Raw genomic sequence first — 17,410 nt, forward strand, 5'->3', positions numbered from 1 at the left:
TCGTCAGTAAACGCTGGACAGCGCGTCGAGGGCGCGCTCGGAACTCCAGCGGCTCGGCGCGGTCGGCGTTCCGCCGGGACGGCGGACGTCCGAACCCTCGCCGGCCGTCAAACGCACCGTTCGGCCGCCAGCGGTAAAGTCCACGATTCCGCGTTCGACGAACACTCCAAAGACGCCTTTGCTCGGCCCCGCGAAGAACCGGGTGCCGCGCAGGGCGATGGCGCCGAAAGGCGAGCGCAGGCGCAGATCCATCGCAGGCGCCCCTTCGTTCCGGTCAAGCAGCACCGGCCCGGACTCGAAATGCAGTTCGCCGCGCGTTTCCGCCAGATACTTGTCGATGCGCATGCGGACGCTCCCGCCCATATGAATCCGTGTGGCGACGCCAAGCAGCATGACGAGACGCGCGGCCTCATGGGTGCTGATGAGGTCGCCGACGAAGACCTCGGCTCCACTGCCAAGAACGCGCGTCGCGCCGTGCGCTTCCGCGTCCGCAAGTCCAAGGCAGCTTTCCACCGAACCGGCCGCGTTTGCGGCGCGAGACGCTGACGAAAGCACGGCGGCGCACGCGGCCCCGCCCAAAAGGCTCCGCCGGCCCGACGAAAAAGGAGCGGCGTCTTTCGTTGACCTGCGCATGGAACCCTCCCTATGGTGAAAGTGTAGGCGCGCGTTCTCACGCCAAGCCGCAGCACGGGCCGAATTCGTCGGACGATGGGCGGACATTCGAAGCGCCTTGCGCGCCAGATCCGCCCTCGCCCATTTACGGCCCGCCGCGGTCTCCGCGCAACCGGCATCGACCCGAGCGCGTTAAACAGGTTTGGATGCTCCAGGAGGACGCGCCGATGTGGACCAGACGGCGGATGATGAAGTCATCGGGCGGTATTCTGCTGGCTTTCGGCGGCGATCTCTTGGGCGGAGACGTCTTGGGTGGCGACCTCTTGGAGGATCGTGGCGGCTCGCCGGCCGCGGCCGCCGGAACGGCGCATCTGCCGTTCGCCAACGGCGAGCGCCAGATCGAGACCTATCCCGGCAAAAGGCCGATGATTGTGCTCACGTCGCGTCCGCCTCAGCTCGAAACGCCGTTCAGCGTCTTCGATGAAGGCGTACTGACCCCGAACGACGCCTTTTTTGTCCGCTACCATCTGGCTGACATTCCCTTGCAAATCGACCCCGAGGCGTTCCGGATCGAAGTCAAGGGTAATGTTGAGAGGCCGTTTTCGCTCTCCGTCGATGATCTCAGAAATAATTACGACCCTGTTGAGATCGTCGCGGTCAATCAATGTTCCGGCAACAGCCGCGGCTTCTTCGAACCACGCGTCGCCGGAGGACAACTCGGCAACGGAGCCATGGGCAACGCGCGCTGGAGAGGCGTTCCGCTCAAGGCCGTCCTCGACAAGGCGGGCGTGCGGGCCGGCGCTGTGCAAGTGTCGTTCAACGGGCTCGACGGTCCCGTCATTCCCGACACCCCTGACTTCAGCAAGGCCCTCGATATCGATCACGCCCGCGATGGAGAGGTGATGATCGCCTATTCGATGAACGGGAAGGATCTGCCCTGGCTCAATGGCTTTCCTGTCAGACTTGTCGTGCCGGGTTTTTATGGCACCTACTGGGTCAAGCATCTCAATGAAATCGCGGTTCTGGACAAGCCCCTCGACAATTTCTGGATGAAGACGGCTTACCGCATTCCCGCGAACGCATGCGCCTGCACTGAACCGGGGAAGACCGCGGCGGCCACGGTTCCGATCAACAGGCTGAATGTCCGCTCCTTCATCACCAACATCGCCGACGGACGACACGTGAAGGCCGACACGGATTTTCCGTTGCGCGGCGTCGCCTTCGACGGCGGATACGGCGTGACGAGCGTGGACATCTCATCCGACGGCGGACATTCCTGGGTTGCCGCGACGCTCGGCGAAGATCTCGGAAAATACTCCTTTCGCGAATGGCGGACCATCTGGAGATTGCCCAAAGGCGATCATGTCCTGATGGTGCGGGCGACCAACCGGATCGGCCAGTCCCAGCCGATGGAGCCTTTGTGGAATCCGGCCGGCTACATGCGCAATGTCGTGGAAAAGACCCGCGTCATTTCCACCTCGAGGAGTTCGTGATGACCGGGCGCATCGTTTTTGCGTTAGCGGCGTGCGCAGGCCTCGCGTTCACAGGCGCGACATCCGCCAAGCCGCTGTCCTATCAGCTGCCCGACGAGACCGCCGCCCTGAAGCCCGGGCCCGGCGTCGATGTGGCGAAGAGCAATTGCGCGGCGTGCCACTCGGCCGACTACATCCTTTATCAACCCCCTCAAAAGGGGCGGGCGTTCTGGGACGCCGAGGTCCAAAAAATGATCAAGGCCTATCACGCGCCCATTGACGAGCAGGACGCAAAGACGATCGCCGACTACCTCGCCAGCGTCTATTGATGATCGCGCATTTTGCGTTGCGGCCTCATCCGTGAACGATCTTCAGGGCGATGATCGCGCCGGCGAGGACAAGCGTCACGGCGTTGGCGACGATCAGCGGCCAATTGCCGATCATGAACCCGAAGACGAGCCAAAGGGCGACGCCGCACGCGAATGCGATCTGCATGGCGAGCGAGATCGCGCGGGTGTCGCGGGTGCGGAAGAGATGAATGACCTGCGGCAGCCAGCACACGGTCGTGAGTATGGCGGCGAACGTGCTGACGGCGTCGGGCAGATAAGCGGGCATGACGCGTTATAGCAAAAGCTCCGAAAAAGAACGAAGGCTTCGCTCGGCGAGCAGGACGATTGGCGATTATAATATCGGAGTGGGAGAAGCAAGGCCATGAGAACCGGATGGCCCGGAAATCCTGGCGAGATAGGCGGCGACAGGCCCGGTCAGCGCCTCGCCGCGCAACTCGCCGGGCGGCGCCAGACGCGCGGCCACGATTTCCCGATTGTCGAGCAGCAGTTCGGGCAGACGATCGAGCCGCAATTCAAAAAAATGCACGTGATCGCTTCGTCCGTCCCAAACGCCAAAGGCCTCGCCCGCCGCCGACAGCGAGAATGCTTCGGAGGCCTCGAGACCGATCTCCTCGGTCAGCTCGCGCCGCGCCGCAGCTTCGGGCGATTCGCCGGGGCGCACGCCTCCGCCGGGAAAATTCCACTCGTTCCGATAGGATGAGCGGACCACGAGCAGCGATTCGCCGACGAGGATCGCCACAAGCGCGCCCTCATGCCGTGGACGTCGGGCTCCCCACCAAAGCCGGGCGAGCGGAAATCCAATTCGGAACGCCGAGCGCCAGGCGGCGTCGCGAATTGTTGAACTTCGAAGGCGCCCGACATCTGACATTGCTGGTGTTTTAGCAGAAATCGCGACCCGCGCGCGGGAAAAGCGCAGCGGCGCATAACAAGGGATGACTTCCTCGATGATTTATTGATATAAATTTTATAGACTTAATATTAAAGGGGCGACTTATGATCGCGGCGACGAAGAAACCCGAGGCGATTCCAAGCTACGGCGACGCGAAATGGGACATCGACGCCATCGTCGCCGAACTCCGGGCCCTGCGCGTCGCCTCGCTGGAGCGCCTCAAAAAGGGACACAAGCCCCCGAAGGTTCCGTCCCGGAAAGCGCTGGCGGGGATTGTAGAGGGATTCAGCGCCGCGTTGTTTCCCAATCGTCTCGGGCCTGCGGATCTCGGCGGCGAGGGCACCGATTTTTTCGTCGGCCATACGCTCGATAAGGCCCTCAGAGAACTCGTCAGCCAGGTCAGCATCGAGTTCGAGTTCGCCTCAGGCGCCGACGCGATCAGCGCCGCCGATCGAGGCCGGGCGGACGATGTGGCCCATGCGCTGCTGCACAAATTGCCAAAAATACGGGCGCTCCTCGACACCGATATTCGCGCCGCCTACGACGGCGACCCGGCGGCGACAAGCCTCGATATGGTCCTTGCCTGCTATCCCGGCGTCACCGCGATGATCCATCATCGCCTGGCGCACGCGCTTTATCGCCTCGGCGCGCCGCTGGTCGCGCGGCTCATCGCCGAAATCGCGCATTCCTCGACGGGAATCGACATTCATCCCGGAGCGCGGATCGGCGAAAGCTTTTTCATCGACCACGGAACCGGCGTCGTCATCGGGGAGACGGCGATCATCGGCAAGGGGGTTCGGCTCTATCAGGCGGTGACGCTGGGGGCGAAGCGCTTCGCAGTGGATGAGGACGGCGCCCTCTTGAAAGGAGGCGCCCGCCATCCCATCGTCGAGGACGGCGTCGTGATCTATGCCGGCGCGACGATCCTCGGGCGGATCACTATCGGCCGCGGCTCTTCCATCGGAGGCAATGTCTGGCTGACGCAGAGCGTCCCGCCGGGCAGCAATATCACCCAGGCGAAAATCCGCACCGAAACCTTCGACGGCGGCGGCGGAATCTAGCCGGACGCGACAGGCCGTCAGGCTCCCCGGGTCAGCCGCAAGAACTCCTCCCGGGTGCGCGGATCGTCGCGGATGACGCCAAGAAGACGGCTCGTGGTCAGGGTCGACCCCGGCGTATTTACGCCGCGAAGCGTCATGCAGCTGTGCTCGGCCTCGATTACGACGCCGACGCCTTGCGGCTCGAGGATATCCTGAATGGATTCGGCGATCTCGGCCGTCAATTTTTCCTGAATCTGCAGCCGCCGCGCGAAACCGTGAACGACGCGGGCCAGCTTGGAGATGCCGACAACCCGTTTCCTTGGAAGATAGCCGACATGGGCGCGGCCAATGACCGGAAGCATGTGGTGTTCGCAAAAACTGACGACGCGGATGTCGCGCAGGACCACCAGTTCGTCGTAGCCCGCGACCTCCTCGAACGTGCGCGTCAGATAATCGCGCGGCTCGGCGGAATAGCCCGCAAACAACTCGCGATAGGACCGGGCGACCCGCGCGGGCGTATCGAGCAGCCCCTCCCGGCCCGGATCATCGCCGGCCCATTCGATAAGCACCTTGACGGCCGCTTCAGCCTCGGCCTGGGTCGGCTTCGCCATATCTGCTCTCCCGAATTATCCCCGAGAACGCCGCCGCGTTGCGAGGGCATGCGCTGAAAACCCAAAGCTTTAACACGATCCTGCGGGAGCCGTCACGGCTCAAAGCGTCAGCGCGGCAAATCCCTGGCGAGGCCGGCGCAAAAATGATTTCCTTGCTTCCCGACCGGCGTTTAAAAGCAAACAACGGAGCATGGACGGCGCGTCTGGAGTCATCCGCGTAAATAGGCTCGCAAGGGACGGGACAGACATGACCCATTCACGGGACACGAGCCTCAACGAGAGGCCATCCGGCGGCGCGGCGCGCTTCGCCGCGAATTCTGCCTCCGGCCTATTCCACCCGGAAGCCGAACCTCCTGGCGCCGCTCCGGCTCACCGCCGCGCCGTAGGCGCAGGCCCGGACATGCGGTTCACCCTCGCGCGATGCTCTCTTGGCCCCCTTCTCGTCGCGGCCAGCCGCAAAGGCGTCTGCGCAATCATGTTCGGCGAGGAGTCCGACGAACTGGCGCGTGAGCTGCTCAGGCGATTTTCGCAAGCGGAGTTCACTCGCGACAACGCGGAGCTTCAAGGAACAGTCGCCGGCGTGATCGGCTGCATCGAAGAGCCTTCGGCGGACTTTGCGCTTCCGCTCGACATCCGGGGCACCGCCTTCCAGCAACTGGTATGGGCGGCGTTGCGGGACATTCCCCCGGGAACGACGGCGAGCTACGCCGAAATCGCGACCCGGATCGGAAACGCAAAGGCCGCGCGCGCGGTCGCGGGAGCGTGCGCCGCCAATCACATCGCCGTGGCGATCCCTTGCCATCGCGTCGTCAGAACGGGCGGGGCTCTCTCCGGCTATCGCTGGGGCGTCGAGCGCAAACGCGCGCTTCTCGACAGGGAGGCCAGGGCGAGGCCCGGCGTTTGATCAATGGGCGCGCCGCCTGGATGAAGCGAAGCTCATTTCGCGCCTGAACTTTTCAGCGAACGATGGATCCGATGAACGAAGTGCCGGATGTCGAATGTATTGTGATCGGGGCGGGCGTCATTGGCCTCGCCGCCGCCCGCTCGTTGGCGCAATCGGGCCGTGAAACCGTGCTGCTGGAGGCGGGACGGGCCATCGGAACCGGAATCTCGTCGCGAAACAGCGGTGTCATTCATGCCGGGATTTACTACCCGCGGAACTCGCTGAAGGCGCGGTTCTGCGTCGAAGGCCGCAAGAAGCTTTACGATTATTGCGAGACTCGTCAGATTCCGCATCGCCGCTGCGGCAAAATCGTCGTCGCGCCATTGCAGTCGCAGCGCGCGCAATTGATGGCGATCGAGGCGCAGGCGCGCATCAACGGCGTTGACGACCTGATTGTGTTGGAAGGCGACGCCCTTCGCGATCTGGAGCCCGAACTCAAAGGCGAAATCGGCCTTCTTTCTCCGTCGACGGGACTCATCGACGCCCATGCCTTGATGCTCAGCCTGCAGGGGGATTTTGAAGCTTCAGGCGGGGCGATCGCGTTTGGATCTCCCGTCGTGGGCGGCGCGGCGGCGCCGGGAAGAATCATTGTTTTTACGGGGGGAGCGGAGCCGACGGCGCTCTCAGCTCGCCATGTGATTGTGGCGGCGGGTCTTTCGACGCCGGCGGTGGCGGCCGCTTTCAACGGGATTGCTCCCTTGTCCATACCGAAACAACATGCGGCGAAGGGCAATTATTTCGCCTTGCAGGGCCGCGCGCCGTTTTCCCGGCTGATCTATCCGATGCCGGAACCGGGCGGACTCGGCACGCATTTGACATTGGACCTCGATGGCCGCGCCCGCTTTGGACCCGACGTCGAATGGCTCGACCTCAAAAGCGGCGCGTCTCCCGATTATTCGGTTGATCCCAGCCGCGCGGCGAAATTCTACGCGTCCATCCGGGCCTACTGGCCCGGCCTCAACGACGGCGCGCTGGCCCCGGATTACGCGGGCGTGCGGCCCAAACTGTCCGGACCGGGGCAGCCGCCGGCGGATTTCCTGATCCAGGACGAGACCCTTCATGGAGCGCCGGGTCTGATCCTGCTCTACGGAATTGAAAGTCCCGGCCTGACGTCCTGCCTTGCCATCGCGCACTATATCGCGGAAGCCGTTTCCGGGCATAGTGCACAAGCGGAGCGTTGAATGCGCCTCTGGCCCATCGTCGGCGGTCTCGTTCTTCTCATGGTTGCGAACGGGGCTCCGGTGCTGGGCAAGAAGGCTTTCGGAGCGCATGCGTCCTGGCCGGCGGACTTCGGGCTGCTGTTTCTCGACGGGCGCCCTGTCTTCGGACCGTCGAAGACGATTCGCGGCCTTGTTCTCAGCATTGCGGCGAGTTCGGCCGCGGCTGCGCTTCTTGGCTTGCCCTGGAGGGTCGGCGCGTTGGGCGGCGCGGCGGCCATGGCCGGCGATCTCGCCTCGAGCTTCATAAAGCGGCGATTGAACCTGCCTTCTCAGAGCATGGCGGTCGGGCTCGATCAGGTTCCCGAGGCGCTCCTGCCTCTGCTCGTTTGGAAGCAGACGCTTGGTCTTGACTCTCTCGACATTGCCGTGGGCGCGGCTCTGTTCTGCATCGGCGAACTGGCGCTATCGCGCGTCCTCTACGCGCTGAATATCCGCGAGAAGCCGTATTAGCGATGCGCGCTGTCATTTGTTTTACGGCCGAACCTACGGGGCGAACGGCGAGCGGATCGAATAACACGCGATAGTTGAGAAGAGGCTCAGGCTATAATGCCACGACGCGACGGTGAGCTCGAGGTTAGCCTCTAAGTACCTAATTTAACTGGCGCTGTGCGGTTATTGCCTCCATTAATGTCCGCGCTCGACGGGTGGATCGCCGCTCAACCTGACCCCAAGCCAACGCGCCCCGAAGCGATTCGATATGCATTGCAAGATTGGCTAAACGGCCAAGGAAAGATCGAAGTGAAGAACCGCAATAAATGACCGATGAACGCGCGTCGGTTGCCGAGATGGTGCGCGAAGGCATTGCCAGGGCCCGCGAAAAGCTGATCGATCTCAGCTTGCGCGACGGCATGTTGAACTACCGGCATAGCGAGAGCTCCAACCGCCACGTCCGTATCGTGGGCCAAACCCCGACGATCTCGACGCGGAATAGAAGCTGCAGCGCGTCGAATTCGATCCGCCCGCTGCGGGGATGGATTGGACGCTCGTAGTCAGAGACGAAGCCGGCCATGCCCCAGCGCGCGAATGTCGGCGAGCGCTGGGAGCTGGCTTCGATCTGGCGTCATGGCCTAAGACGGCTGCGACGAGGCGGCTAAAATTTGCCATCAACTAAAAATATGCAGGCGTCAGATAAAGAGGCCGTCGGCATTGCTGCCAAGCGGCCCAGTCAGGGAGGAAACGCCCAATGTGGGCATGCAGCAAAGCGTATTGCTGCGCCGCAATATGTGGGCTTGAGGCTTTTATAGGTCAAGACCCCGCCTGCGCGTTTAATCCGCCTGTCCCCTGGCCGGCGAAGAGATCGGAAGCGCTAGTGGCAGCATCCGATTTCGAAAGCCCGAGCGCTGGACAAAACAGACCTGCGCGCTTTAGGTCGCGTCGCGATGCTGTCTTTCAAAACCCGAACGAAGCCGCTCGAAACAGCGCCGCGATAATCAGTGCGGCCGCCCAGAAGATGCCTTGCTTCTCGAACCGCCATCTTAATACTAATCAGGGGAATCGACAGCGCTGCGACAATCAGTGCAGCCGTCCAGAAGAGGCTTTGAGCATCCCATAAAATTAGCCGGGTGGATTCAGTCATTGTTGCGCTCCAGGTCAAATTAAAGTCCTGCCTCCGCGTTTCCTCGGTCCTCGTCCCCAATGACTTTGGGGCAATGTGTTTGCTGCATTGCAATATGATGGGCTTGAGACCCTATAAGGTCAAGCTTTGGCGCCATCACCTTTCCGCGAGGTTAATCGCCCGCGCGTCGAGAGCCGCCTGCCCGCGCGCAAGGATTGCGCTCAGCTCGGCGACCAGCGCGTCGCAGCGGTCCGGCCTCGGCGGCTGGACATAGAAAGCCACGGCGCGAGCGATAGCCTGCGACACGAAAAACGGTGTTTCAGGGCGATTTGAGGCCAATGCCATAGCGATTCCGGCTGTTTTGGGCTGATTCGCCTTTCGCCGCCGATACTAGGTCGAGCGCGAGATCCCGGCCGCGAGCCACGGCCGCGCGGCGGGCTTGCGGGGCATGATCCCGGCCGCACGGCGACGGCGCTCGGATCGAAGCCGCTCGCGCTCGCGGCGTTCGGCGGGGGCATCACCCCCCCCCCGTCCGGTCCGATATGCGTCGAAGGCGCGCTGGAGCAGTTCGTTGAGGCTTATATCGTGCGAGACCGCATAAGTTCTGAAAGCGCGCCGGAACTCTGCGGGCACCCTGAAATTGAGAGGCCGCAATCCAGCCTCCTCATCGGCCTGCGGCGCCGCAGATTCGAGGATCGCAACAAGCTCATCGAGCTGGCCGCGAATTGCGTCTGCTCGGGCCGCGGGGTCCTTTGGTTTGCTGGGTCATCGGGAGCGTCGGGGCCGGGGAGGAGGCCCGGCCTCTCTTTGCTGTTCAGGTGGGCGTCGCGCCGGCGGCCGAGCGTTGCCATTCCCGGCGCGCCAATCCGCTTTTGGCGAATTTGGCCAAGTCGTAAGAATGCCGCGAACTATCCGCGGGCCAAAGAAGATGACGGTCCACATTATGATGAAACCCAGTGCGCCGCCAAGAACGGCAGTCACGAACAACGCCCCAACCACGCACAAGCTTTCAATTGGATCTGGCCCGGCGGATGGGTCCCTTTGGTCCTCGGCCAGGATCTCGTTTTTGTTTGTCTTCCCGGTCATCTCGCTTCCGACTCCTGGCAAAGTTCTCGCGTTAGCGCTAGCAAGAGCCTGTTCGATCGTTTCGCCGACGAGCCAGCCTTGCTGATCTGCGATGGCATAAAAACGCGAGAACGTCTCCGGAGACGTGTCGGGGCTCGCCATGATGGCGGCAACTCGCTGCGCTTGCGTCATATTTGCGTGTCGGATGGCCTTGGTTGCTGATCCGAGACACAACTAGAAAGTGCAATTCCAAGAACAGCTAAAGCAAACAACCGCATGACGCAACCTTGTCATTTTACGGACGGTTGGCGTTTTCGGTTCTAGCCTTTGAGCGCCATGCCCCTGGTCGCGGCTACGATGGCGAGGACGAATAAAAAGGTCTTCATTTTTCTTCCACCTGGCAAGCGAACGCTGATTTGGTGGAAGAAGGGGAAGCCTTTTTAAGGGCGCTGCCCAAGGCCGGAAAGGCGCAGACACTTGACGCGGACGCTGATCGACGAGGGCGCAATCTTTCGCTGATATGTGGCGCTGTCGGGCCGCAACAATCCGCACACGTTCGCAGGCATGTTTTCCGTATGTGGAGGAGCTTTAGACTGAATAAGCCGCTAAGCGCTTGATTTCGCTGGCGCTCCCTAGGGGAATCGAACCCCTGTTTTCGCCGTGAGAGGGCGACGTCCTGGGCCGCTAGACGAAGGGAGCATGCCGCAGCCGAGCCGCGTTCTATAACGGGAAAGCCAGCGCCGCAAGCGCTCGGGCGTCCTGCGGCATCAAATCGCTCCAGCGATGCGGCGAGTCCTTGCCTATATTGCTTTTGCAACCTCATGGATCGCCTCGTGGCGGCGTTAGCGGACTCGTCATGAATGATTTCGCGCTCGAACAATCCCCGACCCCGGCCCCGCGTCCGCTCCTCTACCGGCCGCCGGCGCCGGTCCCGCTCGACACGCCTCTTGGCCCGTTCGGGACGATGCGTGTTCTGCGGCAAAATCCAATCGAGACCTGGACCAAGGCGCATTTTCAGAATCCGATCCTGATGGGGCAAAGCGTGCTTGGCCGGGTCGCGGTGGTGAGCGATCCTGCCGCCATTCGCCGCGTGTTCATCGACAATTCCACCAATTACCTGAAAGATTCCCTGCAGCGGCGGGTTCTCGGCGAAGGCTTGAAAGAGGGCCTTCTCGTCGTCCAGGGCGCCGATTGGCGTTCGCAACGGCGCACGCTGGCGCCAATGTTCACGCCGCGGACGGTGGCCTCCTTCGCTCGCGGCACGGACGATGCGGCGCGCGACCTCACGACCCGCTGGCTGCGCTGGCGCGAGGGCCGTCTCATCGATCTCCAGCCCGAAATGGCCCGGGTGACGCTGGACGTTCTGGGACGGACCATCTTCTCGGACGGTCTTGGCCGCAATCCCGAGGAATTCACAACGGCGACGTCGCGCTATTTCATGACTCTCGGCCGGCTTGATCCCTTCGACATTCTCGACTTTCCGGAATGGGTGCCGCGCCTGAACCGAGTCGGGACCAGATCGGCGCTGAACTTCTTCGAAAAGGCGGTTCAGGAGATCATCGAGCGGCGCAAGCGCCTGATCGCGCAAGACAAGGCGGCGGCGCCGCGCGATCTCCTGACCCTTCTTCTGGAGGCGCAGGATCCCGAAACCGGGGTCGGTCTGAGCGAAGGCGAGGTGCGGGCCAATATCCTGACTTTCATCGGGGCCGGCCACGAAACGACCGCCAACGCTCTCACCTGGGCGATTTTCCTGCTGTCGATGTCGGAGGAATGGCGGAACCGTCTCGCGGCCGAGGCCGACGCGGTTCTCGACGGCGCGGTCGAGGATTACGCCGACCGCCTTGTCGAGACGAAAGCCGTCCTTGAAGAGGCGATGCGTCTCTACCCGCCGGTCGCCAGCATGAGCCGGCAGGCGGTTGGTCCCGATGACCTCGCCGGCAAGCGCATCCGCCAGGACACGCTGGTGATCGTCTCGCAATGGGTTCTGCACCGGCATCATCTGCTCTGGGACGATCCCGGCGCCTTCGATCCGCGCCGGTTTCTGCCAGGCGCCCGTGAAAAGATCGACCGGTTCGCCTATCTGCCGTTCGGAGCCGGGCCGCGGGTGTGCATCGGCGCGTCCTTTTCCTTGCAGGAGGGCGTGATCATCCTCGCTCATCTCATGCGCGCCTTCACCCTCACGTTGAAGCCGGGCTACGAGGTGAAGCCAGTGCAGCGCATCACGCTGCGGCCGGACGGCGGCCTTCCTATGATCTTGCGCCGGCGGCGCCGGGACCTTGGCTAGAGCATAGTCCGATCGGATTGAATCAATCCAATCGACAAGAATATGCTCAAACCCTTGATTCTGGAGTGATTTCTGATCGATCGCATGACTGCATGCGATCGGAAAGCGCTCTAATTGAGCGGGTAGGCGGCTTCGACGACGTAGGGCCCGCCGCCTGTCGAGGCCCGCGCCGAAAACAGGACGAAACGCTTGGCCTCGAACCGGCGCGAGAAAAGAAAGCCTCGTGTCGAGAGGTAATCGGCGACCGCGATGGGCGAGGCCGAGCGCAGCCGGGCCAGCGTGACATGCGGCGTGAATTTGCGCGGTTCGGCGGGGATGCCGATGCGCCGCATCAACCGTTCCTGCTGGGCCTGAAGCTCGACGAGGGGAGACGCCGCTTTCGCCTTGGCGACGAGGGCCCGCGGCTTCCCGCCGCCGAATGAAGCCAGTTCCTCGATGGTCACCGTAAACGGCCGGCGTCGGATCTGCTCCAGGGTGGAATGAACCTCATGCGCCGTGGAATCGTCGATGTCGCCGATGAAGCGCAGGGTCATGTGGTAGTTCTCGACGTCGATCCAGCGCGCGCCGGAGAGGCCCCCCCGGCACAGCGCGAGGTCCATTGCGAGATCGGAGGGAATTTCGAGACCCGTGAAGAGGCGGGGCATGAATTCCTCCCAGCAGAGGGCGGAGAGCCGCGAATCACACGGCTGCCGCGCAGTCGGTTAGAGCTGAACGAACTATAGCCGAAATTCGCCGTCCGAGAAATCGCGGGACGGAAGAAACGCCCCGGTTCATGGGCCGGCCACAGTTTTTTCGCGGAGCGCCTTCACGAACGTCTCGACCGTCGGCAGGATGCCCTTGACGATCCGCTCCACTCCCGCGCCGTTGGGATGGATGCCGTCGGCAAGCCTCAGGCCCGGCTCGCCGGCGACCCCCGCAAGGAAAAACGGATAGAGCGGCGCGTCATATTTTGCGGCGAGGTCTGGATAGATGGCGTCGAATCGCGAGCCATAATCCTTGCCGAGGGTCGGGTTGGCTTTCATTCCCGCGATCACGACGCGGATCCCGCGCGCCTTCAATTCGGCCAGAATGGCGTCGAGCGCCGCCCTGGTGAGGTCGGGATCGATCCCGCGCAGCATGTCGTTCGCGCCGAGCTCCAGGATCATGGCGTCGGCTCCGTCCCCGAGCGTCCAGTCGAGACGGGCGAGACCGCCGGAGGAGGTGTCGCCGGAGACGCCCGCGTTCACGACGGCGACGTTATAACCGTCCGCCCGGAGCGCTTTTTCGAGGACCGCTGGAAAAGCCTCGCTGGCCGGGAGCAGGTATCCGGCGGAAAGACTGTCGCCGAACGCGACGAGTTTGAGCGGCGGGGTTTCCCCGGCGCTGGCGGCGGCAAGTGTGGCGGCGGAGAGGATTGCGACGGACATCAAAGCCCTCAGGCGCGCCGCGCCGGGAAGCCGGCGGCGAAGGCCGGTCATTTGGCGGATCTCGCGACGATCGCTATATGCAGGGCGCATCGGCTTCGCTTGCGGATTGTTGGCGCAAATGACCTCCTTGGGGCGCCGCGAGACGCGCCGGCGCGCATTTTGGATGGCGTATATGATCGAACCTGCGGTTGAACTCGACAATGTAGACCTCAGCCTCGGGCGCGGCGCGGCGCGGGTTCATATCCTGAAAGACATCTCGCTTCATATAGGGCGCGGCGAAACAATTGGCATGGTCGGGCCTTCCGGGTCGGGCAAATCGACGCTTCTGATGATCATGGCGGGGCTGGAGCGGCCCGACGCCGGGCGGGTCAAGGTCGACGGAGTGACCTTGAGCGATCTCGGGGAAGACGCGCTGGCGCGTTTTCGCGGCGCAAGAATCGGCATCGTGTTCCAGTCGTTCCATCTGATTCCAACCATGACGGCGCTTGAAAACGTCGCTATCCCGCTCGAACTCGCAGGCGTCGGAGACGCCTTCGGCCGCGCCCGCGCCGAACTTCAGGCTGTCGGCCTCGGCGAAAGGCTCAGCCATTATCCGGCGCAATTGTCGGGCGGCGAGCAGCAACGGGTGGCGCTCGCCCGCGCCCTCGCGCCGCGTCCAGCCATCCTCGTCGCCGACGAGCCGACCGGCAATCTCGACGAGGCGAACGGCGCGGCCATCGTCGAACTCATGTTCGACCTGAAGCGCGAACGCGGGGCCACCCTCATCCTCGTCACCCATGATCCCGGCCTCGCCGCAAAATGCGACCGCACCATAAAACTGAGGTCGGGCCGCATCGACGGAGGCCAGCCGCAGGCGCAGGCATGGCCGAAACTTCGGGCCTGAGGCGCGCCTCGATGGCGAAGTCGCCGGCGTGTTGGCAATGCAATCCTTGCGGGGGACGAAAGCCGATGACTCATCGGGGCGATCGCAGATGCCGTTAGGAAATCTCTTCGAGGTCGCCTCGCTTGATCTGACGCAGGAGATTGTGTCCGTCCTCGCCGGGGCGAGGGACGTCAGGATCGAGCGGATCGTCTCCAGGGGCCAGGCGAGCCCGCCCGGTTTCTGGTATGATCAGGACTCTGCCGAATGGGTGGTCCTTTTGACCGGATCCGCTGGCTTGTCCTTCGAAAACGAAGACAACGTCAGGGTTTTGTCTCCTGGCGATCATGTTTTTATTCCCGCGCGCCAGAAGCACCGGGTCGAATGGACCAGCGAGAGTGGCCCGACGATCTGGCTCGCGGTCCATTTTCCCGACGCGAAAGAGACCGGCGCCCCATGAGGCTTTTTTCGAGGTTTTTTTCGCGGCCCCGGGCGCCCGATTTTCCCTCCAGAACCGGCCTCAACTGGTCCCTTGTCTTTCGTCTCGCCCTGCGCGATTTTCGCGGCGGCCTGCGTGGCTTCGGGATCTTTCTGGGCTGCATCGCCCTTGGCGTCGCCGCCATCGCGGGCGTCGGCTCGGCTTCGCTCTCATTGAGCGACGGTCTTGCGCGGCAAGGCCGGGAGATCCTGGGGGGCGACGTCTCCTTCGACGTTCCGCAGCGCGAGTTGAGCGATGCCGAGCTTCATTTCCTCGCCTCGCACGGGCGTTTGTCCAGGGCCGCCACCTTGCGGGCGATGGCGAGGGGCGAGGGCGGCGACGCCGTTCTCGTCGAAATCAAGGCCATCGACGGCGCCTATCCCCTGGCGGGCGAAGCGGTCCTGGACCCGCCCCTCGGCCTCGCCGCCGCGCTTTCGGAGCGCGCCGGCCTTTTCGGAATCGCGGCGGATCCTGGCCTGCTTCAGCGATTAGGCGTCGCGCCCGGCGGCGTCGTGACGATCGGCGAAGCGCGGTTCGAGCTTCGGGCCGCGCTGACCTCCGAACCCGACCAGCTCGCCGCGGGGCTGCAATTTGGTCCCCGAGTGCTGATGACGGCGGCCGCCCTGCAGGCGACGCGACTCGTCGAGCCGGGATCGCTCATCCGTTACCATTACCGGGTCGCGCTGAGCGGGGGAGCCGGAGCCGCTCCGGCAAGCGACGACGCGGTCGACGCATTCGTCGCCGACGCGCGGAAAAGCTTTCCCGAGGCGGGTTGGGACATTCATTCGCGCATGAACGTCTCCCCGCAATTCGCCAAAAACCTGACCCGATTCACCCAGTTCCTGACGCTTGTCGGCCTGACCTCTCTGATCGTCGGCGGCGTCGGGGTCGCGAACGCCATCCGCGCCTATGTTGAGCGCAAGCGCCCGGTCATCGCGATTTTGAAATCGCTCGGCGGGACCGGATCCGTGGTGTTCGCGCTGATGCTGACGCAAGTGATGCTGGTCGCACTCCTCGGGGTCGCGATCGGGGCCGGCGCGGGCGCGGCTCTGCCTTTTTTGGCCGCTTATGGTTTCGGCTCCCTGATTCCGTTTCCCTTCGAGCCCGGCCTGCACCTGTCCGCCGTCGGGCAGGGCGTATCCTACGGCCTCCTGACGGCGCTCATGTTTTCCGTCGGCCCGCTGGGTCACGCCCATGACGTGCCGGCGCAGGCCCTCTTCCGGGAGGAAGTCGAGCCGCGCCGGGGATGGCCGAGGCTGAGGTATATCGGCCTCACTCTCGCCGCGGCGGCGGGGTTCCTCGCGGCTGTCTTCGCCTTTTCCGTCGATCAGAAGCTCGCCTTTATCTATTTGTGCGCGACGTCCGCCGCTTTTGTTCTGCTGCGCCTGATCGCTTTTCTGATGATGAACGGCGCGCGGCGCCTGCCGCACTCGCGCAGCGTCGCGATACGGCTCGCGATCGCCAATATCCACCGGCCGGGCGCTCTGACGCCGACGGTCGTGCTCTCCCTGGGGCTAGGTCTGGCGCTCCTCGTCACGCTGACGCTGATCGACGGCAACCTTCGCGCCGAGCTGGGGCATGCTTCGCCGGGGCAAACGCCAAGCTTCTTTTTCCTCGACCTTCCGGCCTCGAAAGCTGAAGCCTTCACCCAATTCCTGAAGGCGCAGGCACCGGACGGCTCGGTCCGGCTCGCCCCGATGCTTCGCGGCCGGATCGTCGAACTGAACGGTCTCTCCGTCGATTCGGCGAGGCCCAAGGAGAGCGTCGCCTGGGTGCTGCAGGGCGACCGCGGGATCACTTTCGCGGACGCGGCGCCGGAAGGCTCGTCCGTCGTCAAAGGCGAATGGTGGCCGGCGGATTATGCCGGGCCGCCGCTGATTTCGCTGGAAACCGACGTCGCCGCAGGCCTTGGCCTCGAGGTCGGCGACGAAATCGGGGTCAATGTCCAGGGCCGGACGATCGTCGGGCGCGTCGCCAACACCCGGAAGGTCAACTGGCGCTCGTTCGGGATCAATTTCGTTCTGATCTTCTCATCGAACAGTTTCAAGGGCGCTCCACACAGCGAAATTGCGACCCTGACCTTTCCGGGAGCCGGCGATCCTGCGCGGGAGGCCTTGCTGCTGCGCGAGACGGCCGGGGCGTTTCCGGCCGTGACCAGCGTCCGCGTCAAAGACGCGCTCGACGCTCTCAGCGGGATCGTCGGGCGGCTCGCCATCGCTGTCCGGGCCGCATCGAGCGTCGCCCTGCTGGCCTCGATCCTGGTTCTGGGGGGCGCCCTCGGGGCTGGTCAGGAAGCCCGCATTCATGACGCCGTCGTCCTCAAGACTCTGGGGGCGACCAGGGTGCGGCTGTTCGCGGCTTTTTTGGTTGAGTATGGGCTTTTGGGACTTGGCGCCGCGATGTTCGGCCTCGCCGCGGGAGGCGGCGCCGCTTACGCGATCGTCAGCCGCATCATGGGCCTCGATTTCGTCTGGGTCTGGCCGCAAGCGCTCGCCGCCGCGGCCGCCGCGCTGGCGCTCACCGTCCTGCTTGGCCTGGCCGGCAGCTGGCGCATTTTAGGGCGCAAACCAGCGCCCTATTTGCGAAATTTGTAGAGACAACGTTAAGTATTGTTCATTTGGGCTGG

General features: G+C 63.6%; 19 protein-coding genes and 1 tRNA gene. 11 read left to right on the top strand and 9 right to left on the bottom strand.

Going from position 1 to position 17,410, the window contains the following annotated elements; genetic code table 11:
• Nucleotides 1-3: 3 nt before the first annotated feature.
• Complete coding sequence (locus BM177_RS08420) at nucleotides 4-633, bottom strand: FecR family protein (RefSeq protein ID WP_091681070.1); 630 nt, start codon at nucleotides 631-633, stop codon at nucleotides 4-6.
• Between the two features lie 206 nt (nucleotides 634-839).
• On the opposite strand from BM177_RS08420, the gene sorA reads away from it, so the two are divergent.
• Together sorA and sorB are read left to right on the top strand one after the other, a co-directional pair.
• Entirely contained in the window at nucleotides 840-2,105 is a 1,266-nt protein-coding gene (gene sorA / locus BM177_RS08425) for a SorA family sulfite dehydrogenase catalytic subunit (RefSeq protein ID WP_091681326.1), read from the top strand.
• Nucleotides 2,105-2,413 (top strand): SorB family sulfite dehydrogenase c-type cytochrome subunit, encoded by a 309-nt coding sequence (gene sorB / locus BM177_RS08430; protein WP_091681072.1) that lies wholly within the window; start codon nucleotides 2,105-2,107, stop codon nucleotides 2,411-2,413. The genes sorA and sorB overlap by 1 nt, the downstream gene beginning before the upstream one ends.
• 25 nt (nucleotides 2,414-2,438) lie before the next feature.
• On the opposite strand, the gene BM177_RS08435 is transcribed toward sorB, so the two are convergent.
• Both BM177_RS08435 and BM177_RS08440 read right to left on the bottom strand, forming a co-directional pair.
• Complete coding sequence (locus BM177_RS08435) at nucleotides 2,439-2,699, bottom strand: SemiSWEET transporter (RefSeq protein ID WP_091681075.1); 261 nt, start codon at nucleotides 2,697-2,699, stop codon at nucleotides 2,439-2,441.
• Nucleotides 2,700-2,765: 66 nt separating this feature from the next.
• On the bottom strand, nucleotides 2,766-3,302 hold the full coding sequence (locus tag BM177_RS08440; RefSeq protein ID WP_091681078.1) for an NUDIX domain-containing protein: 537 nt from the start codon (nucleotides 3,300-3,302) through the stop codon (nucleotides 2,766-2,768).
• A 125-nt stretch (nucleotides 3,303-3,427) separates the two neighbouring features.
• Here BM177_RS08440 and epsC point away from each other — a divergent pair, with 125 nt between their 5' ends.
• Entirely contained in the window at nucleotides 3,428-4,384 is a 957-nt protein-coding gene (gene epsC, locus BM177_RS08445) for a serine O-acetyltransferase EpsC (protein WP_091681081.1), read from the top strand.
• Between the two features lie 17 nt (nucleotides 4,385-4,401).
• Here epsC and folE read toward each other — a convergent pair whose 3' ends face one another.
• A complete protein-coding gene (folE, locus tag BM177_RS08450; RefSeq protein ID WP_091681082.1) occupies nucleotides 4,402-4,974 on the bottom strand; it encodes a GTP cyclohydrolase I FolE in 573 nt (190 codons plus the stop codon).
• A 247-nt stretch (nucleotides 4,975-5,221) separates the two neighbouring features.
• On the opposite strand from folE, the gene BM177_RS08455 reads away from it, so the two are divergent.
• The 4 genes from BM177_RS08455 (at nucleotide 5,222) to BM177_RS08470 (ending at nucleotide 8,126) form a co-directional block, all read left to right on the top strand.
• Entirely contained in the window at nucleotides 5,222-5,878 is a 657-nt protein-coding gene (locus BM177_RS08455) for a methylated-DNA--[protein]-cysteine S-methyltransferase (RefSeq protein WP_244532212.1), read from the top strand.
• A 71-nt stretch (nucleotides 5,879-5,949) separates the two neighbouring features.
• Complete coding sequence (locus BM177_RS08460; RefSeq protein ID WP_091681328.1) at nucleotides 5,950-7,098, top strand: NAD(P)/FAD-dependent oxidoreductase; 1,149 nt, start codon at nucleotides 5,950-5,952, stop codon at nucleotides 7,096-7,098.
• The gene (locus tag BM177_RS08465; protein ID WP_091681087.1) at nucleotides 7,099-7,587 is read left to right on the top strand and encodes a CDP-archaeol synthase; all 489 of its coding nucleotides are present in this window, start codon (nucleotides 7,099-7,101) and stop codon (nucleotides 7,585-7,587) included. It abuts the gene before it with no gap.
• A 305-nt stretch (nucleotides 7,588-7,892) separates the two neighbouring features.
• On the top strand, nucleotides 7,893-8,126 hold the full coding sequence (locus tag BM177_RS08470; protein ID WP_091681090.1) for a hypothetical protein: 234 nt from the start codon (nucleotides 7,893-7,895) through the stop codon (nucleotides 8,124-8,126).
• Nucleotides 8,127-8,443: 317 nt separating this feature from the next.
• Here the strand turns inward: BM177_RS08470 and BM177_RS19480 are convergent, their stop codons facing one another.
• The 3 genes from BM177_RS19480 to BM177_RS08490 form a co-directional block, all read right to left on the bottom strand.
• Complete coding sequence (locus BM177_RS19480) at nucleotides 8,444-8,713, bottom strand: hypothetical protein (protein ID WP_139223567.1); 270 nt, start codon at nucleotides 8,711-8,713, stop codon at nucleotides 8,444-8,446.
• 135 nt (nucleotides 8,714-8,848) lie between these two features.
• Nucleotides 8,849-9,037, bottom strand: a complete 189-nt coding sequence (locus tag BM177_RS08475) for a hypothetical protein (protein WP_091681093.1) — start codon at nucleotides 9,035-9,037, stop codon at nucleotides 8,849-8,851.
• Nucleotides 9,038-10,380: 1,343 nt separating this feature from the next.
• A tRNA-Glu gene (locus BM177_RS08490) sits at nucleotides 10,381-10,456 on the bottom strand.
• 157 nt (nucleotides 10,457-10,613) lie between these two features.
• On the opposite strand from BM177_RS08490, the gene BM177_RS08495 reads away from it, so the two are divergent.
• Nucleotides 10,614-12,041, top strand: coding sequence for a cytochrome P450 (locus BM177_RS08495; protein ID WP_091681103.1), 1,428 nt, complete (start codon nucleotides 10,614-10,616; stop codon nucleotides 12,039-12,041).
• A gap of 110 nt (nucleotides 12,042-12,151) precedes the next feature.
• Here BM177_RS08495 and thpR read toward each other — a convergent pair whose 3' ends face one another.
• On the bottom strand, nucleotides 12,152-12,685 hold the full coding sequence (thpR, locus tag BM177_RS08500; protein ID WP_091681105.1) for an RNA 2',3'-cyclic phosphodiesterase: 534 nt from the start codon (nucleotides 12,683-12,685) through the stop codon (nucleotides 12,152-12,154).
• A gap of 126 nt (nucleotides 12,686-12,811) precedes the next feature.
• Entirely contained in the window at nucleotides 12,812-13,498 is a 687-nt protein-coding gene (locus tag BM177_RS08505) for an arylesterase (RefSeq protein WP_091681330.1), read from the bottom strand.
• A gap of 121 nt (nucleotides 13,499-13,619) precedes the next feature.
• Here BM177_RS08505 and BM177_RS08510 point away from each other — a divergent pair, with 121 nt between their 5' ends.
• The 3 genes from BM177_RS08510 (at nucleotide 13,620) to BM177_RS08520 (ending at nucleotide 17,378) form a co-directional block, all read left to right on the top strand.
• On the top strand, nucleotides 13,620-14,330 hold the full coding sequence (locus tag BM177_RS08510) for an ABC transporter ATP-binding protein (RefSeq protein ID WP_091681332.1): 711 nt from the start codon (nucleotides 13,620-13,622) through the stop codon (nucleotides 14,328-14,330).
• 88 nt (nucleotides 14,331-14,418) lie between these two features.
• Nucleotides 14,419-14,766 carry a cupin domain-containing protein gene (locus BM177_RS08515; protein WP_091681108.1) on the top strand — a complete coding sequence of 116 codons (348 nt, stop codon included), beginning with the start codon at nucleotides 14,419-14,421 and terminating at the stop codon, nucleotides 14,764-14,766.
• A complete protein-coding gene (locus BM177_RS08520) occupies nucleotides 14,763-17,378 on the top strand; it encodes an ABC transporter permease (protein WP_091681111.1) in 2,616 nt (871 codons plus the stop codon). Before BM177_RS08515 ends, BM177_RS08520 begins: the two co-directional genes overlap by 4 nt.
• Nucleotides 17,379-17,410 lie beyond the last annotated feature (32 nt).

This window comes from Methylocapsa palsarum, from assembly GCF_900114285.1.
Classification (GTDB): domain Bacteria; phylum Pseudomonadota; class Alphaproteobacteria; order Rhizobiales; family Beijerinckiaceae; genus Methylocapsa; species Methylocapsa palsarum.